This is a genomic window from Streptomyces sp. NPDC001515, assembly GCF_053597115.1.
The window spans coordinates 17430-39645 of sequence record NZ_JBSFHN010000036.1 but is presented as its reverse complement, the minus strand read 5'-3'; the positions used below and the strand labels follow the sequence as shown (position 1 = coordinate 39645).

The window sequence follows — 22216 nt, the reverse complement described above, 5'->3', positions numbered from 1 at the left end:
ATGTAAGGAGAACCATGTCGGTGGCACTCGGTCCGGACACGGACCTGATCGGCAGGGAGCGGGAGGCCGCCGCGCTGCGCGAACGGCTGCTCGCCCCCTCGGTGCGGCTGGTGACGCTCACCGGGCGGGCCGGGGTGGGCAAGACCCGGCTGGCCCGCGCGGCGGCGCACGCCCTCACGGGCGCCTTCGCCCGCGTGGTGGCGCTCGACGCGGCGGACGACGCCGGGCCCGGCGGACTGACCGCGCTGGTACGGGCCCGGACCGGGGCCCGGGGCCCGGGGCCCGATGCCGACGACGGCCGGGTCCTGCTGCTGCTGGACGGCTGCGACCACGAGGCCCGGGTTCCGGCCGCCGAGGCCGTCGTCGCGCTCGCCGGTGATCCGGGGGTGGTGGTGCTGGCCACCGCCGTCGAACCGCTCGGTGTCTACGGGGAGCAGTTGCTGCCCCTGGACGCGCTCGCCGTGCCGGGCGACGGCGACGCGGAGGCGGAGGACCCGCACGCGGTGCCGTCCGTGGCGCTGTTCGTCCGCCGGGCCCGGGACACCGACCCGTCGTTCGCGCTGACCCTGGAGAACGGCGCGGCCGTCGCGGAGATCTGCTCCCTGCTCGGCGGGCTGCCGCTCGCCCTCGAACTCGCCGCGCTGCGGCTGCGGCTGCTCTCCCCGCAGCTGCTCGCGGCCCGGCTGCGCGGCCGTACGACCGTGCTGTCCGGCGGGCCGGTCAACGCACCCGCCCGGCACCGTTCGCTGGCCGCGCTCGCCGAATGGAGCTGCCGGGGCCTGGACCCGGCCGCCGAAGCGCTGCTGGGGCGGCTCTCGGCGTACGAACCGGGCTTCGGGACCACCGCCGCCGGGCCGGAGGACGACGAAGGGCTCGAAGCCCTGCTGGACCGGGGGCTGCTGGTGGTCGTCGGGGAGGAGGCGGGCGGGCCGCGGCTCGCGGTGACCGAACCCGTCCGCTCCTACGCCCGCGCCCGCACCCCCGAGGCGGAGGGCGCCGACGCGCACGCCGAGCGCTACCGCCTGCTGGTCGCCGCCGCCCTGCCGGGGCTCTCCGGCACCGGCCAGGACCGGCTGCTGCGGGAGGCCGCCGCCGAGAGCGCCAACGTGCGGGCGGCGCTGCGGCGGCTGCACGAGCGGGGCGACGCCGAAGCGGCGGCGGCGATGGTGCTGGGCTGCCGGCTGCCGTGGCTGGCACAGGGGCGGCTGCGCGAGGGCCTGGAGTGGTGCGACACCGTCGCCGAGGGGCACGGGCAGCGGCTCACGGAGGCGCTGCGGGCCCGGCTCGCCGATCTCTCCGGGGTCTTCGCGCTGGAGCTGGGCGATCCGCAGGAGGCGGTGCGCCGGCACCGGCGGGCGCTGGCCCTCGGCAAGAGCGTGGGCGACCGCCGGCAGAACGCCCTCGCCTCGCTGGGCCTGGGCACCGCCCTGCTGCGCTCGGGCGATCCCGCCGCCGCGCGCGGCGTGCTGGTCACCGCGCACAGCGCCCTGTCCACGATGGGGGTGACCGGCCCCACCGCCGAGGCGTCCGTCGCCCTCGCCGCCGCCCTGCACGCCGAGGGCGACCGGCGCCGCGCCCAGGCCCTGCTGGAGCGCGCCGAGGAGACCTTCCGCCGCATCCGCGACGGCCGGGGGCTCGCCGCCGCGCTGCGCGCCTCGGCCGCGCTGGCCCTGGAGGGCGACGAGCCGGAGCCGGCCGAGGCCGCGCTGCGGGAGGCGCTGCGGCTCTACGACGCCATCGGCGAACGCACCCGTCTCCCCGGTCTGCTGGAGGAGTTCGCCCTGCTGCTGCTCCGCACGCAGCCCGCGCAGCGGCCCCGCGCGGTGCGGCTGCTCGCGGCGGCGGACGCGCTGCGCCAGCGGACCGGGGCCCGGGTCCCGGAGGAGTGGCGGAGCCGCGCGGAGCGGGCCCGCACGGATCTGGGCGCCCGGCTGGACTGGCCGGACTTCGCCACCGCGTGGGCGGAGGGCGTCCGGATGTCCGCGCCGACGGCGGTGGCCGAGGCGCTGTCCTCGCCCGCGCCGTCCCGGGCCCCGGTGGCCGGGGCCGCCGCCGAGGCGCAGTCCCTCACCCCGCGCCAGGCGCAGGTCGCGCTGCTGGTGGCCGAGGGGCTGACCAACCGGCACATCGCGGCCCGGCTGGACATCTCCGAATGGACCGTCGTCAACCACGTCCGGCAGGTGATGCGGCGGCTGGGCTGCACCTCGCGGGTGCAGGTGGCCGGGGCGGTGGGGCGATGGGCCTGACCCGGGGCACGGGGACGGCGGAGCGCCGTCTGAAGGAACTGGCCGCGCCCGAGGAGACCGTCCGGCGGTTCCGGGCGGCCGGCTGGTGGCGGGAGGCCACCTTCCTCGACGATCTGCACCGCACGGCCGCCGCCGACCCGCACCGGCCCGCGATCGTCGCCGAACGGGTGCTGAGCCCGGCCGGACGGGGCCGCACCACCGTGACGTACGCCCAACTCGCGCTCCACGTCGAACGGTTCGCCGCCGCCCTGGCCTCCCTCGGGGTGGCGCCGGGCGATCCGGTCGCCTTCCAGCTGCCCAACCGCTGGGAGACGGCCGCGCTCACCCTGGCGTGCTGGCGGGCCGGGGCGGTCGCCGTGCCCGTCCTGCCGACCGTGCGCGCCCACGGGCTGCGGAAGATCCTGGACGGCACCCGCGCCCGGCTCTGCGTGGTCCCCGACGTCTGGGAGGGCTTCCCGCACGCCGAGGCGCTGGCGGACCTCGCCCCCGGACTGCCGTGGCTGCGCCACCGGGTGGTCCTCGGGGACGCGGCGCCCACCGGGGCCGTCGACTTCACCGCGTACTTCGTCCGCACCGCCCACGAACGGGCGCCCGCGTGGCGCGGCGGGCTCGTCCGCCCGGTCCCGGCCGACCGTCCCGCCCTGCTGATCAGCGTGATGGGGCTGCGCGACGCGTACACCTCGGTGCTGCACACCCCCGACACGCTCTTCGCCAACGTCGCCACCCAGAACCATCCGCGCGGCCCGGGGCGGCGGCCCGGCGAGGTCTTCCTCAGCACCCTGCCGCTGACCTCGCTGGCCTCCCTGATCTACACGGTCTGCTGGCCGCTGGCCGTCGGCGGGACGGGGGTGTGGCAGGACGTCTGGGACCCCTCCCGCTGCCTCGACCTGATGGCGGACGCCGGGGTCGACCAGGTCTACGCCGAACCCGCCTACTTCGCCGAACTGCTCACCACCCGGCGCCGGCGCCCCCGCCGCCCGGACCGGCTGCGGCTGGTGCTCTCCGGCGGCCGGACCAGCACCCCGCGCCCGCTCGCCGACGAACTGCGGGAGGTCTTCGGCGTCCCGGTGCTCTCCGCCTGGGGCGCGCCCGAACTCGGCATGGGCGCCCTGGTCCCGGCGGACGGGCCGGCCCGGCCGCTCAGCGGACTGGAGATGGCGGCGGGCCCGGGGAGCGGCCCCGCGCCGCTGCGGGTGCGCGGCCCCTCCGTCGCCCTGGCCACCTGGCGGCACGGGGCCGCCGCCCCCGTCTCCACCTGGGAGGACGGCGACGGCTGGCTGGACACCGGGGACCTCGCGACGACCGACCCCGGCGGCGGGGTCCGGGTGCTGGCGCGGGCGGGGACCCGGACCGGGGCGATCTTCATGGTGCCGGTCGCGGAGGTGGAGGAGGGGCTGCTGGCCCACCCCCGGGTGGCGGAAGCCGCGGTGGTCGCCTACACCGATCCGGAGCACGGCGAACTGCCCTGCGCGGTCGTCGTCCCCAGCGCCCGGGACCGCCCGCCGGGACCGGCCGAACTGCGCGAGCACCTCACCGCGCGGGGGGTGGCCGAGGCGTTCCTGCCGACCCGGCTGGAGATCGTCGGCGCGCTCCCCCGCGACGAGCACGGCCGGCTCCGCCGGGACGCGCTGCGCGCCTGGCTGCTCCGCTCCCGTCCGGGCAGCCCCCGCCGGCCCCCCGGCTGACCGTGCCGCCCCGCGCTCATTCGCAGCCGGCCACCCGGCGCGCGAACGCCCCGAGTTCGGCGCGCCAGCGCGGGGCGACCGGTGCCCCGGCCACCGCCGCGTCGGCGCGCGCCAGGAGCTCCGCGACGGTGTCCTCGGCCCTCTCGCGGGCGGAGGCGTCGAAGAAGACGTCCCGGAGGAACTGGGCGTCCCCGTCGAAACCCGGCCCGCCGCGCAGGAAGCCCCGGATCCGCCAGGCCCCGTGCAGCGCGCGGGCGTACTCCTCGTACGGCTCGCGCAGATCGTCCCGGTCCGCGAGGGCCGCGCCGATCAGCAGGGCGTGGCGCAGCCCGTACCAGCCGGCGCCGCAGCCCGCCCCGCAGTCCTCCAGGCACTGGCCGGGCCAGGCGTCGTCCAGGTACTCGGTCGCCGCCGCGGCCTCGGCGTGCGCGCCCAGGGTCCGTTCGACGCGCAGGTTCTCCCACAGCTCCCGGGCCCGGGGCGGCAGTCCGGCCGCGAAGCGGTCCCCGTAGGCCGCCGCGAGGTCCCCGGCGAGGACGGCGGTGCCCTCGCCGAAGCGGCGCGACTCGCCCCGCCAGCCGTTGCGTTCGTGCTCGGCGGCGTGGCTGATGTGGAGGGTGGGGATGCCCCGGCGCAGCGTGGCGTTCTGCCGGACGTCCTCGCGGATCATCAGACAGGTGTCGAGGAGTTCCAGCGCGGCGCAGGCGTCCACCACGTCCTCGGCGTCCGGGTCGCCGCCGGCCGCGAGATAGCCGGTGAGGCAGATGACCGGATGGGCGCGTTCGGCACCGGCCTGGACGAGTTCCGCGACGCCCGCCACCAGCACCACGCTGCGCGGATCGGCCGTGCGGCGGATCCGGGACTCGTCGGCGAGGAGCCGGGCGAGCCGGTCCTCGACCCGGTCGAGCACGGTGTCGCGCAGCTGTCCGGTGCTCGCGGTGCGGCCGGGCCGGTCGTGCCTGGGTGCGGTGGTCATGGGTGCCCTCCCTGGTGGGCTGCGGCTCATGACCGACCTTCCGGGACGCCCCGGCCCCCGGGCCACCGCGGACCGCCGCCGGGCGCGGGACCGGCGGCGGGCGGGACGGCGGAGCACCAGGTGCCTGCCATACGGGGCGGGAGCCCGCACGGGCTTGCCATCACCTTGCCACCCGGTGCCGCGCCGTCAGATGAACTCCGCGACCCCCAGGTGGAAATCGACCGGCAGCGCCTGTCTGCCCGGGATCTCCAGCTTGCGGTAGACCCGGGTGAGGTGCTGCTCGACCGTGCTCACCGTGATGTACAGCTTCTGCGCGATCTCGCGGTTGGTGTGGCCGTGCACGGCCAGCAGCGCGACCCGCTTCTCCGACTCGCTGAGGCTCGCCACCCGCTCGGCGTGCGGGGCGTCGGCCGCCGACGCCGCCCGCTGCGCCTCACCGGTGTGCCCGGGGAGGATCCGTACGCACAGCGCCTCGGCCCCGCACTCCTTCGCCACGTGCCAGGCCCGGCGGTTGACCATGGCGGCGCGGGCCGGTTCGCCCAGCGTCTGGAGGACCTGGCCGAAGTCGCTCATCGCGCGGGCCAGTTCGTACTGGTCGCCGGAGCGGTGGAGGTCGTCCACCGCCTTGGTGAGCATCGCCTGGCGCTCCCTCGGCTCGCGCAACTGGGCGCGCAGCCGCAGGGACACGCCCCGCACCCAGGGGTCGTCGGCGTCGCGGGTGGTCAGCTGGTCGGCGAGGAAGCGGTCGGCCTGGTGGGTCTCGCCGAGCCGCAGCAGCGCCTCCGCCGCGTCGGACCGCCAGGGCAGCACCCGGGGGCGGTCCAGGCCCCAGCGCTTCATGTGCCGCCCGATGTCCAGGAAGTCTCCGAGCGCCGCGTGGAAGCGGCTGGTCGCCAGCGCGTAGTGGCCCCGGGCGCGCAGATAGGCGAGCCCCTGCACGCTGCCGGTCAGCCGTTCGGGCACGGGCCGGCTGAGCGCGGCGGCCGCCGCGTCCGGGCGCCCCATGGCGGTGCGGGCCCGGACCAGGGTGGCGGTGAGCGCGCACAACTGCACCCCGCCGCCCCGGGCCGGCACCGCGCGCAGCCCGTCCTCGGCGGTCTCGGCCGCCCCGGTCAGATCGCCCAGCCGCAGCCGGGCCTCCGCGAGCAGCCCGGTGAAGACCGCCTGCCAGCCGGTGGCGCCACGGGCGGCGGCCTGCCCGGCGAAGGTCTCGCACCAGGGCAGGGCGCGCTCGGCGCCCTCCAGGTGGAGCAGGGTGCGCAGCGCCTGCACGGCCGGTTCCACCATGCCTTCGGCCAGGCTGGTCCCGCGCAGGAAGAGTTCGGCGGCGTGGGTGGCGGCCCCCTCGTCGGCCTCGGCGGGCAGCGCCCACAGGGCGGCCGGGTGCACGGGGCCCCGGCCGGTGCGGACCGCCGGATGCGGACCGGGCCCGCCGGCCGCGCGGCGTCCCCCGGCGCCCCACTGCGGGAAGGCCGAGAGCCCGTCGAGCGGGTCCTCGCCCGGGATGTCGCCGCTCCGGCGCTCGGCGCCCGGCCGGCGGCCCTCTCCGGCCGCGAGCCGTTCGAGCACCTCGGTCGACTCGTCGATCCGGCCCTGCGCGGCCAGCGTCCGGGCCAGCGGGCCCAGCGCCCGCGCGTCGAGCCGGCCCTCGGCGAGCGCGGCCAGCGGCTCGGCCAGGTGGCGTTCGGCGGCGGCCGGGTCGGTGCGGGCGGTGACGACGCCGAGCCGGACGCTCACCTCGGCGCGGCGGGCCTCGTCCGGGCACGCCTCCCGGGCCAGGGTCAGCAGCGCGGTGGCCCGGTCGGGCGCGCCGTCGGCCGCGTGCTGGTCGGCGGCGGCGCGCAGCACGGGCAGCGCCCACTCCTCACCGGTGTGGCGGGCGGCGAGGAGCTGGGCGGCGACGGCGGTGTCGGGGGCGCCCGCGCCCCGGGCCAGCAGGGCGGCCTCCCGGTGGAGCGCGCGCCGGGCCTCGGGGTCCGTCTCCTCCAGGACGGCGGCGCGTGCGGCCGGGTGGCACAGGCCGCGTCCGCGCGTCAGCAGTCCGGCGTCCTCCAGGGCGGCGAGCGCGCGGGCGGCGGCGGGTTCGGTGGTCGCGGCCAGCCGGGCGACGTGCGCGGCGGTCGCCAGCGGGCCGAGTACGGCGACGGCCTCGGTGAGCGCGGGGGTGGCGGGCCCGCAGCGGTGCAGGCAGGCGAGCACGGCCTGGGCGTAGGCGTCGCCGGGCCGGGCGCCGGGGTCCTGGAGCAGGGCGCGCAGCAGCAGCGGGTTGCCGCCGCTGGCGCGGTGGAGGCGGGCTGCCTCGGCCTCCGTGTGCCCGGGGAGCATCGCCCGGACCTCGTCGGGGGTGAAGCGCTCCAGGCGGAGCCGGGAGAAGTGCGGCAGCCGCAGCAGTTCGGTGCGCAGCAGCGGGTCGTCGCCGTGTTCGTGGACGGATTCGGTGAGCGCCAGGAGCACCTGGGCGCCCCGGGTGCCGCGCGCGAGGTGGAGGAGCTGGCGTCCGGAGAGCGCGTCGGCGTGGTGGAGGTCGTCGACGCAGACGACGACGGGCGCGGTGGTGCTCAGCTCGCACACGGCGGCGGCGAACCGGCGCATGGCGCCGACCCGGCCGGCCTCGTCGGGTGACGGCGGCGGCAGCACGCCGGGCGGGGCCTCGGCGGTGAGCTGGCGCAGCACGCCGAGCGGATGGCGGCGTTCCTCCGCCGTTCCCATCGCCCGCAGCACAATTCCGCCGCGTTTCTCGGCCTGTACCGCGACGGTCTCCAGGAATTCACTTTTCCCGCAGCCGACGGCGCCCTCGATGAGAAGGAGTCCTGAATTTCCTTCCCCGCATCCTTCGATCAGTTTTTCCAGAAGAGAAAGTTCTTCGGCGCGACGGAACAACACCATGAGATCCCCCAGTGCCCACGTTCCGCGCGCTCGACGAAAAGGAACGCGAACCGGATACAGGACCGATCGAGCAGTGCTTGAGAATCCATACTGCTCCGGTCGAGCCGGGGGCGGGTGGGATCGCCGGTGGCCGGAACCTGCCAGTCAGCAATCCCCCGGTACGGGGAAGAGCCGGCGGGGCGCGACCCGGGTCTGCCCCCGGTGGCGGCGCTCCCTGGGGTAGCCGACCGAGACCTCCTCGAAGCGGACGCCGTCGTACCAGGTGGTGCGCGGGATGTGGAGGTGCCCGTAGACGACGACGGCGGCCCGGAAGCGGGTGTGCCAGTCGGCCGTCAGCTCGGTGCCGCACCACTGGGCGAACTCGGGGTGGCGCAGGATCCGGGTGGGGGTGCGGACCAGCGGGAAGTGGTTGACCAGCACGGTACGCAGCTCGGGATCGCAGGCGGCGAGCCGCTGTTCGGTGGCGGCGACCCGGGCCCGGCACCAGGCCGCGCGGGAGGGGTAGGGGTCGGGGTGCAGCAGGAACTCGTCGCTGCACACCACCCCGGCTTCGTACGCCTGTTCAAGCGCCTGCTCCCGGGTGGCGGCCTCGGGGGTCCGGAAGCTGTAGTCGTACAGCAGGAAGAGCGGGGCCACGAGCAGCGGTCCGCCCGGTCCGGACCAGACCGGATACGGATCCTCGGGGGTGTGCACTCCGTACGAGCGGCAGATTTCGACCAATCGCCGATACCGAGCGTCTCCACGCAGCGACACAGGATCATCGCGAAGCGTCCACAGATCGTGGTTTCCGGGGGCCCATATCACGGTGGCATAGCGCGGGGTGAGCAAATCGAGGACCCACCCCAGATCGTCCGGGGACTCGCCCACGTCGCCCGCGATGATCAGCCAGTCCGCGGGAGAGTCGGGATACAGCTCCTCCACGATCCGGCGGTTCTCCGGGAATGCGACATGGAGGTCGCTGATGCCCATGAGGTATCCGTGCGCCATTCACCCAGGCTGGACGGGCACACCGGGCAACCAACACCCCTCTCGGACCCCAGAGTTGACGGAGCGTGACCGAGGGGGCTCGAACCCTAGCAGGGGCATGGCAAGGGGGGCGGTGGGCACCGGCAGGCCGTACGCAGCCGGGGGCGGGCCCGGGGCGCCGATGGCAGCGCCCTGGCAGGAAGAGCGGTCCGGGCGGGCCGTTCCCCCGCGCCGGGGCCGTCGCCGCTGGTCGGGCGGGCGGCGCCGGCGGGAGCGTGGGAGACGTCCACCCGACGCTCCCACCTGAAGGATCTGCCGTGCTCACGAAGCTCCTGCCTTCGACCGTCGCCACCGCCGAGGCCACCGCCGATCCGGCCGGGGTCTTCCTCTTCCCCGAGGAGGAGCACCTGATCCGCGACGCCGTGCCCAAGCGACGGCTGGAGTTCGGCACCGTGCGCTGGTGCGCCCGGCGGGCGATGGGGTCGCTCGGGGTGGCGCCGGCCGCCGTCCTTCCGGGCCGGCGCGGCGTCCCGCAGTGGGCGCCGTCCGTGGTGGGCTCGATGACGCACTGCGCGGGATTCCGGGGCGCGGCGCTCGCCCGGGGCCGGGACTTCCTCTCGGTGGGGATCGACGCGGAGCCCAACGCCCCTTTGCGGGCGGGGGTGCTGGAATCGATCGCGCTTCCTCGGGAACTGCGCAGAATCCGTGAACTCGCCTGGGCCGTCCCGGACATCGCCTGGGACCGGCTGCTCTTCTCCATCAAGGAGGCGGTCTACAAGACCTGGTTCCCGCTGACCGGCCAGGAACTGGACTTCACCGACGCCCTGGTGAGCGTGGACGCGGTGCAGGAGACCTTCCACGCACGGCTGGTGGCGGACCCGGACACCCTCTCCCCGGCGGGCCCCACTTCGTTCAGCGGGCGCTGGGCGGCCGAGGACGGCGTGCTGGTCAGCGCCATCGCCGTACCGGCGCGGGTGCCGGCCGGGGCCGGACATGACGATGCCCCCCGCACCTGCGTGGCGGGGAGCACGGTCTGAGTCGTCGTCGCGGCCGTCCCGGAGGGTCAGCCCCAGCGGTCGTCCTTCGGCTCGACCAGGGTGGCCTGCAGCGCTCCGCCCGGCGTCGCGGCCGCCGTGTGCGTACCCGCTCCGGCCGACGCCCCCTGCGACACGCCCGACATGAACTGTCCCCCCAGAACGGCCAGAAGTGCACCCAGAAGCAAAGTCAAGACCACCAAAGATTCTTTACCATAAGTTGCCATTGCGACTCCCCTCGGTCGACGAATGAGACTTACGTACGTCTAGTTCACCACCCGATATCTCCGGCTTTGGAGGCTCGGGCCGACGAGAAAAGAGTCTCGGATACTGATCATTCACGCCAAGGGCTTCCCGTTGGCGTAAAGTTACGTGGCAGCAATTACACCGACCAGTGGGGGCTGGCGTGTTCCAAGGGGAGTACGCAGATTCGGGCTTCGCCGAACTGGATGACGTGAGCGCTGCGGCCTACGGGCTCGCCGTCGAGTGCGGTCGCTTCGATCGGGAACGGATTGCCAACGACCTGTCGCTGTCGCACGACGAGGTCGCCCGGGTGGAGAGCGTCCTGTCAGGGGTCCGGCTGCTCCAGTCGGTGCCCGGCCACTCCCACCAGCTGACCCCCGTCACCCCCGACGCCGCCGCCGCCTCCCTCGTCGGCCCCGCCGAGCGGCAGATCCGCGACCTCCAGCAGGCCGTCACCGAGGTCCGGGCCAAACTGATGTCGCTGACCCCCCTGTATTTCGAGGGCCGCCGGGTGCGCAATCACCTGGAGGCCTTCGACGTCATCACCGACCCCGCCCGCATCCAGGCCCTGCTGGACCATCTCGGGCAGACCTGCACCAGCGAGCTGATCACCGTGCAGCCCGGCGGCGCGCGCCCGGCCGATCTGCTCGACGACGCCCGCGCCAGCGCCCTGTCGATCCTGTCGCGCGGGGTCTGCATCCGGACCATCTACCAGCACACCGCGCGCAACGACCTGCCCACCCGCTCCTACGTCCGCGACGTCACCGCGCACGGAGCCGAGGTCAGGACCGCCGACGAGGTGATAGACCGGCTGATCATCTACGACAGGGAAGTGGCCTTCCTGCCGGAACGCTGCGTGGACGCGAGCAGACCCCCGGGCGCGGCCGTGGTCCGCGAACCGACCCTCGTGGCCTTCCTCTGCTCGGTCTTCGAGTACCTCTGGGAGGGCTCGTCGCCGTACGTCGTGGAGAGCCAGCGCTCGCCGGCCTCCGCCGACGAGCTGAAGTGGTCGATCATCCGGCTGATGACCAAGGGCTACAAGGACGAGATGGTCGCCCGCAGGCTCGGCATGTCCGTCCGCACCTGCCGGCGTCACATCGCCGAGATCACCGAGCAGTTGGAGGCCACCAGCCGCTTCCAGGCGGGCTACAACGCGGCCCGCCAGGAGATGCTCAGCGGCGACGGGCCCCCGCCGCCCTACTGACCGGGACGCCGCCGCACCCCTCATGCGCCGGTGCCCGCCCCGTCGTCCAGCGCCTCCGTGATCGCGTCCACGCAGTCCTGGTCGAGCATCGTCGTCACCTGGGCGTCCTGGAGCTTGCCGAACCCCGCGTCGTACACCGCCGCGCTCACCACATAGCCGTCCTCCAGCGGGAAGGTGCGAAAGGTCCACTCCTCACCGGTGCCCGCCGTGCCGTCGGGCCGCTGCACCCGCACCGGCCGCCCGTCCGGACCGAAGCCGAACTCGGTGAACCGGAACTGCATGCCCTGCCCGATCGCCTTGCTGTACGCCTCCTTCAGCGTCCACAGCCGCACCAGCGCCCCGTTGCGCTCCGCCTCCGGCATCCCGGAGAGCAGGACCGCCTCGTAGGGGGTGCAGATGTGCCGGGCCAGCCCCCCGCCGTACATGTCGCGGTCGGCCCGCTCCGCGTCCACCCCGATCAGCCCGCAGGTCGTCAGCCCCACCAGCAGCAGGTCCTCGGTGTGGCTGAGGCTGATGTCGATCTGGTCGCAGCCGCGCAGATACGGGCGGCCGGTCGGACCGTACGCCAGCTCCAGCCCGGCCGGCTCGCTGGCCAGGACGGCCCCCGCCGCGTGCTTGAGGAGCATCCGCGAGGCGACATAGCGATTGCGCACATCCGAGTGGGTGAGATCGAGATAGCGCGTCCAGTCCCGCCCCAGCAGCTCGCGCAGTCCGTCACCCTCGGGCACCGCGGGCTCCAGGTCCTTCAGCCACGCGTAGACCAGCGCGCTGCCGTGGGCGGCGAGGTCCTCTCTGGCTCTGTTCCACGAATCACCCCCGGGAACCACGGCGATGGGCTCACCGAGCGGTGAGCCGAGCGTGACGTCGCCCGGGGCGGTCATCCGTACTCCTTCACGAGGGTGTGAATGTCCCGGAGGCTGCGCGCCTCCAGCAGACGGTGCACCGGCACCACATGGCCGGACTCCTCCAGGAGGGCCAGCAGCCGGAGCAGATTGAGCGAGTCCCAGCCGGGCACATCGGTCAGCGGGACGTCGGCCCCGTCCGGGCCCTCGACGTCCAGCCCCAGATCGTCGCCCACCATCAGCAGGAACGCGTCGAGGCCGACCGGTTCAGCGGCGCTCATCGGGGTGCCCTTCCGGACTCGGTGACACGGATGTGGCCGGGGACCTCCGGCAGCACCGTCAGGTCGTGGCGGTACTCCGAGGCCCCCTCCCCGCGCTCCCCCGACTCGCGGAGGCCGCGGGCGACGAACCCACAGGACGGATAGAAGTCCCGGGCCCGGCGATTGCGGACGGTGGGCACGTAGCGGGCGCCCACCGAGGTCAGTCCCAGGCGCCGGGCTCTGCCCAACACTACGGCGAGGAAGGCGTGTTCGATGCCGCGCCCCAGCACCCGGCAGCTCAGCCACACGTTGTCCACGTCCCACCGCTCCCCGGACTCCGTGATCAGCGCGGCGCCCACCAGCCCGTTGTCCCCGAACCGGTCCGCGCCGCGCGCCACCAGCAGCAGCCGGCCGTCCGTCCCGGTGCCGTCCACCAGCCCGGCCAGCGCCGCCTCCGCGTGGCCGCCGCCGGTCAGATTGAATTGGTTGGTCCGCAGGGTCAGCTGCGAGATCCGGGCCAGCTCGTGCGGGCGCGGCGGCCCCACCTCCAGCCGGACGCCCAGCGCCGCCAGGAACCCCTCGTGCGAGCCCGCGTCCGCGCGCAGCTCCTGGCGGCGGCGCCGGGCCCGGTACTCCCCGGTCCTCGCCCGGTCCTCCTCGGTCAGGCTCAGCGTGTCGAACCAGCCGTCCGCGAGCAGCCGCGCCACGTGCTCGGCGGGCTCCGCGCCGTCGAGCCGCACCACGGCGACGGCGGGCAGCCCGTGGCGGACCTGCGCCCGCTCGGCCGGTGAGTCGTCCGCGAACACCAGGGCGTCGGTGCCCAGTTCCAGCCGGCGGGCGAGGTCCGCGAGGTTGGCGTCCTTGGGCCGCCAGTTCGCGTTCACCGCCACGAAGTCCTTCTCCCGCAGCACCAGATCGGGATGGTCCGCCAGCACCCGCGCCACCTCCTCCTCGTCGTTCTTGCTGCTCACGGCGAGCAGTACCCCCTGCGAGGCGAGCTGGGCGACGCAGGTCTGGAAGGCCCCGAACGCCTCGCCGCGCAGGGTGCCCGCAGCGGCGATGCCGTCGGGCCCCTCCTCGGCGAGGATCCCGTCCCACAGGGTGTGGTCGAGGTCCAGCACCAGGCACTTTCGGGTCCGCCCGCGCAGCGCACGGGCCAGATGGGCGACCTCCCGGGCGTATCCGGCGAGCAGTTCGGCGCCCAGCCGCACCTTGGCGTAGCGGGCCAGGGCCGGGCTGGTGACCGGTCCGCCCGCGCCGATCAGCGGGTCGAGGTCGATGACCACGGTCCCGGGCGCGCTCTCGCCGAGCCGCAGCAGCCGGGCGTTGAACTCCCGCCACAGCGCTCCGAGCCGGGCCCGCGAGCGGTGGTCGACGAGCTGCCTGCTGTACGTGAGGGGCAGCGGCAGCGTGTTGAGGACGAGGGTGCCGGGCACGGCGGCGGCCAGGGCCGCGCACCGCTCCAGGACCTCCTCTGCGGCCTCGGCCACGTGCTCGGGGCGCCAGACCCCGGGCACCTGGGAGAACACCGTCTCGGCGTCCAGCAGGCACAGGGTCAGCTCGCAGCCCGCCGTGCGCAGTTCGCTGTCCGGTGCGGTCAGATCGCGCAGATACGTGCCGTGCTCTCCGGCCACCGCGCGCAGGAGCATCCCGTGGCGGGCCAGTTCGCCCCGGAGCGGGTCGAGCACCTGGCCGACGGTGGACTGGCCGGTGACGGCCACCGTGACGACCGGGGTCCCCGGATGGTGGCGCAGGACCGCCTCGGGGTCGACGCCCCCGAGCAGCCGGCCGGCCGCGGCGGCGTCGGCCCGCGCCCCGTCCGGGCCCTCCTCGGCGAGCGCGGGCGCCACCTGGTCGTACGCGTCTTCGAGGAGGGCGCGTCGGCGCAGATCGCGCAGCCGGTCCAGTCCCGTGGTCATCGCCGCCTCATCCCTTCTCCAGGGCGAAGCCGGCCCGGATCCACCGGCTGGACTCCACACAGAGGGCCACCGCCCGGTCGCCCTCCTTCAGTTCGGGCAGCAGCCGGTCGAGCTGGAGGAACGGCAGCGCGTTGCCCGTGTTGCCGGTGTCCGCGACGCAGTGGATCTGCCGGGCGGCGCTCTCCGGCAGCCGGTCCACGATGCGCGCGGTCATCCGCTCGGAGAGCTGGGGCGGCAGCAGGAAGGCGAGGTCGTCCAGCTCCCAGCCGAGGCCGCTCAGCAGCTCCCACAGGATCTCCGAGGCGATCGGCGGCACATGCTCCTCGATCGCCTTGTAGTCCTCCGCGAGCATCGGCCGGTCCGAGGTGCGGTCGGTGGTGCCGTACCAGTCGAGGAGCTGGCCGGGCTTGCGGCCGCGCCCCGTCCAGGAGTTGAGGACCGAGCGGACGGCGACCCGCTCGCCCTCGGGTTCGGCGGTGAGGACGGCGGCGCCCGCCCCGTCTCCGAACAGGACGTAGTTGACCAGCTCCCCGGTGGGGATCTTCGCGGTGTCCCGGTGCGGTGACAGGAAGCGGTGGGTGACGTCGCCGCCGATGACGAGCCCGGCGTGGAGCCCGCCCGCGATCAGACTGCGGCCCAGGTCGAGGGCCTGGACGGCGCCGGAGCAGCCGGCCTGGATCTGGTAGACGGGCAGATGGTCCAGGCCCAGCCGGTCCGCCACCTCGGTCGCCGTGGTCGGCAGCAGCGTGTCGGGCGTGGCGGTCGCGAGCACCAGGAACTCGATGTCCGCGAGGCCCAGCCCCGAGGACCGCACGGCCTGGGCGGCGGCCTCGGCGCACAGGTCCGCGAGCGAGCCGCGCACCTCTCCGGTGACCGGGTCCCAGCCGAAGTAGCGGGTGCGGGTGCCGACGAAGAGGTCGATCCACTCCCGGCTGACGCCCAGCATCGCGCCGAGCACGGTGTTGTCCACCGGCTCGCCGGGCAGGGCGGTGCCGGTCGCGGCGACATGGACGGCCGTCATGCCGACCTCGCCATGATCACGCCGTCCAGGAACTCCGCGAGCGAGCCCACCGAGCGCAGCGCGGGCAGCAGTTGCTGGACGGAGACCTCTCCGACCCTCGGCAGCCGCGCCTCCACCCGATTCTTCAACTGCATGATCATCACCGAGTCGAAGCCCAGGTCCTCATGGAAGCGCGCCTCGCGCACCACGCGCTCCACCGGATAGCCGCCGACCTCGGTGACGGCCTCGACCACGGCGTCCAGAACGGCGTCCTCGCCCGTTTCACGTGAAACAACGGGGGCCGGTGCCGCCTCCGGCGCGCTCGGGGCCGAGGGGGCCCGGACCGGCTCGGGGGCGACCGCCGAAGGGGGCCGGTCCCAGTACCGGTGCGCGGAGGAGAACACATAGGGGGCCAGCGGTTCATCGGTGCCGGTGCCGGGCCCGTACAGCTCCTCCCAGACCGGATCGAGTCCGCAGCGGTACAGAGCGGCGACCGTCTCCGCCAGCTCGCGGCCGGTGGCCTCCGGGCCCGGAACCGGGTGCAGCAGCTCCGCGCCGCGCAGCCGGCCGGCGCGCGCGGCGATCCGGCTGAGCTGCGGCTGCGGACCGATCTCGATCAGATGGGTCGGGGCGACCGCGCCCATCAGCGCGCCGAGCGCGGCGTCGAAGAGCACCGGCTCCTCGGTCTGCCCGGCCCAGTAGGCGGCGTCCATCGGCTCCTCGTGGAGCATCCGGCCGTAACGGGTCGAGGCCAGCGGCAGCGCGGCGGGCGCGCAGCGCACCGCTTCCTCCCGCAGCCCGGCGGCGACCGGCGCCATCGCCGGGGTGTGGAAGGCGTACGGGGCGGACAGCTCCTTCGTCCGGATGCCGAGCGCGGCCAGCTCCCCGGCGACCCGGGCCAGCGCCCCGCCCGGCCCCGAAAGGACGGTGTCGGCCGGGCCGTTGAGCGCGGCGGCCACCACCTCCGGTTCGGCGGCCAGGGCCGGGGCCAGCACCTCGGCCCCGGCGGTCGCGGAGATCATGGTGCCGCCCGGGGGCAGCGCGGCCGTGAGCCGGGCCCGCCGGACCACCAGCCGCGCACCCTCGTCCAGGTCCAGCACCCCGGCCGTGACGGCGGCGGCGTACTCGCCCAGGCTGTGGCCGAGCACGGCCGCCGGGACGACGCCCAGCGCGGTCAGGGCGGCGGCGAGCGCGCACTCCACGGCGAACAGGGCGGGCTGGACCAGCTCGGGCCGGTCCGACCACTCCGCCTCGCCCAGCAGCACGTCACGCACCGAGGCGCCCAGATGCGCGGCCACCGCCGCGTCGGCCTCGTCGAGCCGCCGGCGGAAGGCGGGCGAGGCGCGGTACAGCCCCGCCGCCATCTCCGGATACTCACTGCCCTGCCCGGTGAACAGGAACGCCACCACGGGCCGCCCCCACGGGCGGTCCCCGGCCGCGTCCAGCACGCCCGGCGCGGGCGTCCGCCGCTCCACGGCCCGGCGCAGCCCGGCCACGAGTTCGTCGGTGTCGCACACGGTCAGCGCGAAACGGTGCGGGAGCCCGGTCTTGACCCGGTTGCTGGTCCGGCACAGCGCCGCCGCCCCGCCCCGGGCACGGGCCGCGACGGCGTCGGCCTGGGCGGCGAGGTTGCGGCACAGCGCCTCGGGGGTGTCAGCGGTGACGGTGAACACCCCGGCCGCCCCGGCGTCCGCGCGTGACCGGGCCGGAACGGGGCGCGGGGCGCGCGGTGCGCTGGCGAGGACGGCGTGGGCGTTCGTCCCGCCCATGCCGAAGCTGCTGACCCCGGCGACGGTCTCGCCGCGCGGCAGCCGCGAGGGGGACTTGAGCAGCCGCAGCCCGCGCTCGGCCAGCCGCAGTCGGGAGTTCTCCCGCTCCGCGAAGAGGCTGGCGGGAACGATCCGGTGGTGCAGGGCCAGCGCGGTCTTGATGAACCCGGCGATCCCGGCCGCCCCCTCCGTGTGGCCCAGATTGCCCTTGACCGAGCCGATCGCACAGGGCTGCTCGCGCGGAACCCCGTGCACCGAGCCGAGGGCCGCGCACTCGATGGCGTCGCCGAGCACGGTCCCGGTCCCGTGCGCCTCCACGAACGCGACCCGCGCCGGATCGACGCCGGCCCGCCGGTAGGCGGCGTTCAGCACGCGCTCCTGGGACCAGCGGTTGGGGGCGATCATGCCGTTGCTGCGGCCGTCCTGGTTGACGGCGCTGCCGCGCAGCACCGCGTAGACCCGGTCGCCATCGGCGAGCGCGTCGTCCAGCCGGCGCAGCACCACGAGACCCACGCCGTCGCTGCGGCCGATCCCGTCCGCCTCCGCGCTGAACGGCTTGCACCGCCCGTCGGCGGCGGCCAGCCCCAACTGCCCGTAGACCAGCCCGAGCGACGGCGAGAGCACCACGTTCACGCCCCCGGCCAGCGCGGTGTCGCACTCCCCGGACAGCAGGGAGTTCGCGGCCAGGTGCACCGCGACCAGCGAGGAGGAGCACGCCGTGTCGACGGCGAGGCTCGGACCGGTGAAGTCGAAGTGGTACGAGATGCGGTTGGCGGCCATCCCGGCGCTGCTGCCCGACCCGAGCAGCGGGGTGACCTGCGCCAGATCGCTCATGGTCAGCCGGCCCCACTCGCCGCCCATCACCCCGACGAAGACCCCGGTCCCGCTGCCCGCGAGCCCGCCCGGCGCCCGCCCGGCGTCCTCCAGGGCCCGCCAGGCGCACGGCAGCAGCAGCCGCTGGTGCGGGTCCATGGCGGCGGCCTCGCGCGGGGTGATGGAGAAGAAGTCGCTGTCGAAGACATCGGCGTCCTCCAGGAAACCGCCGCTGCCACCGACCGAGGGGAAGTCCCGCGCCTCCCAGCGCTGTCCGGGCACCGGGCCGGTGCCGGCCCGGCCGCCCATCAGCAGGTCCCAGTACGCCCGCACGCCCGCCGCCCCGGGGAACGCGCAGTCGATGCCGACGACGGCGATGTCCCCCATCAGCGCGGGTCCCGCGCGGTCGCCGCGTCCGCCGGGGCGTCCGGCAGCACGGCCGTCAGATGGCGCACCAGCGCCGAAACGGTCGGGAAGTCCCACAGCAGGGTCGGCTCCACCTCCAGGCCGAACTCCTCCTCCAGATCGCCGCAGAGGCTGAGCGCGGCCACCGAGTCCATGCCGTACTCGGCGAGCGGAACGGTCGGGTCGATCGACTCGGGCGCCCGCCGCAGATACAGCGAGAGGCGGTCCGACAGCCACTCGTACACGCCGTCGGCCTTCGCGGTGTCGGCAGGCGTGGTGGACCGGCCGGTGGGGATGGTCATGGCGGGACTCCTTCGGTCAGCCCGGGATCGGGGTCGAGTAGAGGTCGTAGCTGGTCCGGGTGGAGAAGCGGAGCTGGACCTCGTGCCGGATGCGCGTCTCGCACTCCGGGGGCAGATCGGGGACGCGGGTGCCGAGCCGCCCGCAGATGCGGTGCAGCGCGGCGGCGGCCCAGCACGGATCGGCCAGGAACGGATCGCTGCCGTACCGCGCCTGGTCCCAGACGCCGAGCACGGCGGCGGCGGCCAGCAGCAGCGTGTACCGGTCCATCAGGGCGAACCGGGCCGGCTGCGCACTGCTCCCGCTCGCCGCCTCAAGACCGAGCACCCGGCCCCGTACGTCCCGGAACTCCTCGACGAGCAGCCCCGCCAGGGTGCGCAGGGCGCGCTCCACCGGGCCGTGCCCCTCGATGCGGGCGGCGACGGCGAGCAGCGAGGCGCTCAGCGAGTCCCGGCCGCAGGCCAGGGCGAGGCGGTCGCTGCGCAGCGGCGGCAGGTCCCCGTCCAGCCGGAAGAGCCCGGCCGGCGCCTCCTCCTCGACGAACCAGGAGCGGCGGGCGAGCCGGGGCATCTGCGGGATGACGGTGGCCTGGCAGGCGACGGTGCCGGCGTGGCCCAGGGTGAGCAGCGGCAGGTCCCTGACGTGCTTCTGGAAGATGCCCAGGGTGCCTTCGCGGGTGTAGAAGTCCGAGCCCAGCACGATCGACAGGTCGTACATGGACTCGGTGAGGATGCGCGGCATCAGGTACTTGAGGGCCGCCGAGCTGACGCTGGTCTCGGCGGGCAGCAGATGCAGGGCGCGCGAGGCGACCACGGCGAGGGCGTCGTACAGCAGCAGGCTGACGAACGCGTTGGTGACGGCCGCGCCGGTCCGGCTGCCGTCGGTGGCCCGGCCGTGCCAGCCGCCGGTCTGCTCCCGGCCGATGCGCACGGCGGTGCGCAGACTGGTGTCCAGGGCGGCCACGGCGGTCGCGGCGAACACGGTCCGGCTGATCTGGAAGGAGCGCAGCGCGGTCTCGATGCCGCTGCCCTCGGGGCCCAGCAGCGCGGACTCGGGGACCGGGCAGTCGTCGAACTCCACGGCCCCGAACCGGCAGCCGCGCAGCCCCACGGGCATCCGGCGGCCGGTGACGGCCGCACGGGCGTCGGACAGCTGGTCGGGGCCCAGGAGCAGCACGGAGTGGCTGCGGCTGCCGGGCGCGGGGTCGGTCCGGCAGAACAGGACGAGCGCCCCGGCCCGCTCCAGGTTGTTGATCATCGGCTTGCCGCCGCTGATGACATAGCCGCCGCCGGAGCCCCGGCGCGCGGTCACCTGGCTGCGGACGAAGTCGTTGCTGTGCGCGGTCTCGTGCTGGGCGATCGCCGCCCGGCCGCCGGCGCGCAGCAGCCCGGCCAGCCACTCCCGCTGCCGGTCGCTGCCCACCGTCCAGACGTCGGACGCGGCCATGAACGTCGTCATGCCGTGCCCGATGGCCAGGCCCACGTCACGGCGCATCACCGGCCGCAGCACCCGGACGAGGGTGTCCATCGCGTCGAGCCGACCGCCCAGCGACCGCGGCACGTACTCGTCGACGATCCCGAAGTCGTCGAGCAGCGCCTCTCCCCGGGCGAACGGCACCTCGGCCCGGTCCGCCTCCAGGAGCGCGCCGTATCCGGCCGGGTTGGCCGGGTCCGACGGGTCCCCGAGCAGGTCCTCCAGCGCGGCGACCCGGGCCCGTACGGCGCTCTCGCGCCAGGGCGCGGCCCCGCCGGACGCCGGGGGCAGCCCGGTGGCCGTCTGGACGCCGGTGGCCTGGGGCAGCCCGGCGGCCTGCGGGAGCCCGGTGGTCGGGGACGTCACCACCGCCTTCCTCCGTCGGCTCCCTCCGGCCGCAGCAGGTCCCCTCCGAACAGCACGTCCTCGGCCCGCGCCAGCGCCCACACGTCCGGGCTCAGCACCTCGTACTCGCCGCGGATCACCCCGTCGAGGAACAGGGTCCGCATCAGGGTGCGCTGGACCTTGCCGCTGCTGGTGCGGCGCACCGTGCCGGGGCGGACCAGCAGCACGTTCCCGGCCGGGATCTCGAATTCGCGGCCGATCAGGGCCTGGATCTTCTGGGCCACGGCCCGCAGTTCGGTCGCGCCGACCCCGCGCACCTCCTGGACCAGGACCAGGTGCTCGCGGCCCGCGTCCACGGAGAACGCCGCCCCGGCGCCGAAGGTCAGCGCGGGGCTGACGGTCCGCGCGGCCCACTCCACGTCCTGCGGGTAGACGTTGCGGCCGTTGATGATGATGACTTCCTTGAGGCGCCCGGTGACGAACAGCTCGCCGTCCTCCAGGACGCCGAGGTCGCCGGTGCGCAGGAAGTTGCTCTCCTCGTCGTTGAGGCTGGCCCGGAAGGTCCGCACGGTCTCGGTGGGCCGCCGCCAGTAGCCGCGCGCCACGCTGTAGCCGCGGATCCAGATCTCGCCCACGGCGCCCGGCGGCAGCTCGTGGTGGGTCAGCGGGTCGACGATGCGCACTTCCATGTCCACGGGGGCGCCGCTGCCGACGAGCGTCTGCCGACGCGCCTCGGGCGCCTGGGTGCCGACCGCCTGGTCCCGCTCCAGCGCGGTGCGGTCGAACTCCTTGCTGGTGTACGGGGTGCCGGGCTCTCCGCCGGAGACGACGAGCGTGGCCTCGGCCAGCCCGTAGCAGGGGCGCAGCGCCTCGCGGCGGAAACCGGCGGGCGCGAACCGCTGCGCGAAGGCGTCCAGGCTCTCGGCGCGGACCGGTTCGGCCCCGTTGAGGGCGAGGCGCCAGCGGGACAGGTCGAGCGCGGCGATCTGCTCGTCCTTGACCCGCTGGACGCACAGGTCGTAGCAGAAGTTCGGGCCGCCGCCGACGGTGACGCCGTACTGGTCGATGGCCTGGAGCCAGCGCAGCGGGCGCCGCACGAAGGAGAGCGGGGTGACCTGCACGCTGTGGCTGCCGAGGTAGACCGGGTGCAGCAGATGCGCGACCAGGCCCATGTCGTGGAAGTAGGGCAGCCAGCTGCCGAAGACGTCCTCGCGGGTGGTGCGCAGCAGGGTGCGCAGGCTCGCCTGGTTGGCCAGCAGATTGCGGTGCGAGACGGTGACGCCGCGCGGTTCGGAGACCGAGCCGGAGGTGTACTGGAGGAAGACCAGGTCGTCCGCGCGGGCGGCGACGGGCCGCCATGCCTCCGGGTCGCCGATCTCGGCCACGTCGGTGACCAGGCACTCCGCGGCCGAGCGGGTGTTGCGGGCCAGCCAGAGCGCCACTTCGGGGGCGGCGGAGGTCTCGGTGAGGACGACCGCGGCCCCGGTGTCCTTGAGGACGGCGGTGGTGCGGTTGAGCCGCTTGTCGCGGCCGGCCTCGCCCGGCAGCGGGACGGGTACCGCGACGGCGCCCGCGTACAGGCAGCCGGCGAACGCCTTCAGGAACTCCACGGTCGAGGAGTAGGCGAGCAGCACCGGCTGCTCGGCCACGCCGTAGTCCTGGAGGCAGGCGGCTATGCGTCTCGCCTCGCGGTCGAGCTCCCCGTACGTGAGGTGCTCGGCCACCGGTCCGGCCGCCGTGTCACGGAGGAAGACGTGCACGTCCTCGTCGGCGAGTTCGGCCGTGCGGTCGCGGAGCAGTTCGGTGAAGGTGGCGAAGCGTGACTCTGACATCCGCGGCATCCCCTCGCG

Annotated in this window: 15 protein-coding genes; 4 read left to right on the top strand and 11 right to left on the bottom strand. The window is 75.1% G+C overall.

The window, feature by feature from the left end; genetic code table 11:
* Window positions 1-14 precede the first annotated feature (14 nt).
* Together ACWCXC_RS30330 and ACWCXC_RS30325 are read left to right on the top strand one after the other, a co-directional pair.
* Complete coding sequence (locus tag ACWCXC_RS30330; protein WP_450891112.1) at window positions 15-2246, top strand: ATP-binding protein; 2232 nt, start codon at window positions 15-17, stop codon at window positions 2244-2246.
* Window positions 2237-3931, top strand: a complete 1695-nt coding sequence (locus tag ACWCXC_RS30325; RefSeq protein ID WP_450891111.1) for an AMP-binding protein — start codon at window positions 2237-2239, stop codon at window positions 3929-3931. The genes ACWCXC_RS30330 and ACWCXC_RS30325 overlap by 10 nt, the downstream gene beginning before the upstream one ends.
* 16 nt (window positions 3932-3947) lie before the next feature.
* Here the strand turns inward: ACWCXC_RS30325 and ACWCXC_RS30320 are convergent, their stop codons facing one another.
* The 3 genes from ACWCXC_RS30320 to ACWCXC_RS30310 form a co-directional block, all read right to left on the bottom strand.
* The gene (locus tag ACWCXC_RS30320) at window positions 3948-4907 is read right to left on the bottom strand and encodes a polyprenyl synthetase family protein (protein ID WP_450681732.1); all 960 of its coding nucleotides are present in this window, start codon (window positions 4905-4907) and stop codon (window positions 3948-3950) included.
* 186 nt (window positions 4908-5093) lie between these two features.
* Window positions 5094-7793: an AAA family ATPase gene (locus tag ACWCXC_RS30315; protein ID WP_450891110.1), complete on the bottom strand. Its 2700-nt coding sequence runs from the start codon at window positions 7791-7793 to the stop codon at window positions 5094-5096.
* A 144-nt stretch (window positions 7794-7937) separates the two neighbouring features.
* Window positions 7938-8780 carry a metallophosphoesterase family protein gene (locus ACWCXC_RS30310; protein ID WP_450891109.1) on the bottom strand — a complete coding sequence of 281 codons (843 nt, stop codon included), beginning with the start codon at window positions 8778-8780 and terminating at the stop codon, window positions 7938-7940.
* Window positions 8781-9076: 296 nt separating this feature from the next.
* On the opposite strand from ACWCXC_RS30310, the gene ACWCXC_RS30305 reads away from it, so the two are divergent.
* Window positions 9077-9796: a 4'-phosphopantetheinyl transferase family protein gene (locus ACWCXC_RS30305; protein WP_450681729.1), complete on the top strand. Its 720-nt coding sequence runs from the start codon at window positions 9077-9079 to the stop codon at window positions 9794-9796.
* Between the two features lie 451 nt (window positions 9797-10247).
* Window positions 10248-11240, top strand: coding sequence for a LuxR C-terminal-related transcriptional regulator (locus ACWCXC_RS30300; RefSeq protein WP_450891108.1), 993 nt, complete (start codon window positions 10248-10250; stop codon window positions 11238-11240).
* Between the two features lie 20 nt (window positions 11241-11260).
* Here ACWCXC_RS30300 and ACWCXC_RS30295 read toward each other — a convergent pair whose 3' ends face one another.
* Genes ACWCXC_RS30295 through ACWCXC_RS30260 form a run of 8 tightly spaced genes read right to left on the bottom strand, consistent with a single transcriptional unit; the run spans window position 11261 to window position 22207 of the window.
* On the bottom strand, window positions 11261-12121 hold the full coding sequence (locus tag ACWCXC_RS30295) for a 4'-phosphopantetheinyl transferase family protein (RefSeq protein WP_450681727.1): 861 nt from the start codon (window positions 12119-12121) through the stop codon (window positions 11261-11263).
* The gene (locus tag ACWCXC_RS30290) at window positions 12118-12363 is read right to left on the bottom strand and encodes a phosphopantetheine-binding protein (RefSeq protein WP_450681726.1); all 246 of its coding nucleotides are present in this window, start codon (window positions 12361-12363) and stop codon (window positions 12118-12120) included. Before ACWCXC_RS30290 ends, ACWCXC_RS30295 begins: the two co-directional genes overlap by 4 nt.
* Window positions 12360-14261: an HAD-IIIC family phosphatase gene (locus ACWCXC_RS30285; RefSeq protein ID WP_450891107.1), complete on the bottom strand. Its 1902-nt coding sequence runs from the start codon at window positions 14259-14261 to the stop codon at window positions 12360-12362. Before ACWCXC_RS30285 ends, ACWCXC_RS30290 begins: the two co-directional genes overlap by 4 nt.
* A 7-nt stretch (window positions 14262-14268) precedes the next feature.
* A complete protein-coding gene (locus tag ACWCXC_RS30280) occupies window positions 14269-15282 on the bottom strand; it encodes a 3-oxoacyl-ACP synthase III family protein (RefSeq protein WP_450681724.1) in 1014 nt (337 codons plus the stop codon).
* A complete protein-coding gene (locus ACWCXC_RS30275) occupies window positions 15279-18230 on the bottom strand; it encodes a type I polyketide synthase (protein WP_450891106.1) in 2952 nt (983 codons plus the stop codon). The genes ACWCXC_RS30280 and ACWCXC_RS30275 overlap by 4 nt, the downstream gene beginning before the upstream one ends.
* Window positions 18230-18550, bottom strand: a complete 321-nt coding sequence (locus ACWCXC_RS30270; RefSeq protein WP_450681722.1) for an acyl carrier protein — start codon at window positions 18548-18550, stop codon at window positions 18230-18232. The genes ACWCXC_RS30275 and ACWCXC_RS30270 overlap by 1 nt, the downstream gene beginning before the upstream one ends.
* A gap of 16 nt (window positions 18551-18566) precedes the next feature.
* On the bottom strand, window positions 18567-20387 hold the full coding sequence (locus ACWCXC_RS30265; protein ID WP_450681721.1) for an acyl-CoA dehydrogenase: 1821 nt from the start codon (window positions 20385-20387) through the stop codon (window positions 18567-18569).
* Window positions 20384-22207: a fatty acyl-AMP ligase gene (locus tag ACWCXC_RS30260; RefSeq protein WP_450891105.1), complete on the bottom strand. Its 1824-nt coding sequence runs from the start codon at window positions 22205-22207 to the stop codon at window positions 20384-20386. Before ACWCXC_RS30260 ends, ACWCXC_RS30265 begins: the two co-directional genes overlap by 4 nt.
* Between the last annotated feature and the right edge of the window lie 9 nt (window positions 22208-22216).

What these genes read in the sequence shown, in the direction of transcription:
- ACWCXC_RS30310 (WP_450891109.1), bottom strand. Translation starts at nt 8,780, where the DNA reads ATGGCGCACGGATACCTCATGGGCATCAGCGACCTCCATGTCGCATTC.
- ACWCXC_RS30285 (WP_450891107.1), bottom strand. Translation starts at nt 14,261, where the DNA reads ATGACCACGGGACTGGACCGGCTGCGCGATCTGCGCCGACGCGCCCTC.
- ACWCXC_RS30260 (WP_450891105.1), bottom strand. Translation starts at nt 22,207, where the DNA reads ATGCCGCGGATGTCAGAGTCACGCTTCGCCACCTTCACCGAACTGCTC.
- ACWCXC_RS30325 (WP_450891111.1), top strand. Translation starts at nt 2,237, where the DNA reads ATGGGCCTGACCCGGGGCACGGGGACGGCGGAGCGCCGTCTGAAGGAA.
- ACWCXC_RS30290 (WP_450681726.1), bottom strand. Translation starts at nt 12,363, where the DNA reads ATGAGCGCCGCTGAACCGGTCGGCCTCGACGCGTTCCTGCTGATGGTG.
- ACWCXC_RS30270 (WP_450681722.1), bottom strand. Translation starts at nt 18,550, where the DNA reads ATGACCATCCCCACCGGCCGGTCCACCACGCCTGCCGACACCGCGAAG.
- ACWCXC_RS30315 (WP_450891110.1), bottom strand. Translation starts at nt 7,793, where the DNA reads ATGGTGTTGTTCCGTCGCGCCGAAGAACTTTCTCTTCTGGAAAAACTG.
- ACWCXC_RS30280 (WP_450681724.1), bottom strand. Translation starts at nt 15,282, where the DNA reads ATGACGGCCGTCCATGTCGCCGCGACCGGCACCGCCCTGCCCGGCGAG.
- ACWCXC_RS30330 (WP_450891112.1), top strand. Translation starts at nt 15, where the DNA reads ATGTCGGTGGCACTCGGTCCGGACACGGACCTGATCGGCAGGGAGCGG.
- ACWCXC_RS30275 (WP_450891106.1), bottom strand. Translation starts at nt 18,230, where the DNA reads ATGGGGGACATCGCCGTCGTCGGCATCGACTGCGCGTTCCCCGGGGCG.
- ACWCXC_RS30295 (WP_450681727.1), bottom strand. Translation starts at nt 12,121, where the DNA reads ATGACCGCCCCGGGCGACGTCACGCTCGGCTCACCGCTCGGTGAGCCC.
- ACWCXC_RS30320 (WP_450681732.1), bottom strand. Translation starts at nt 4,907, where the DNA reads ATGACCACCGCACCCAGGCACGACCGGCCCGGCCGCACCGCGAGCACC.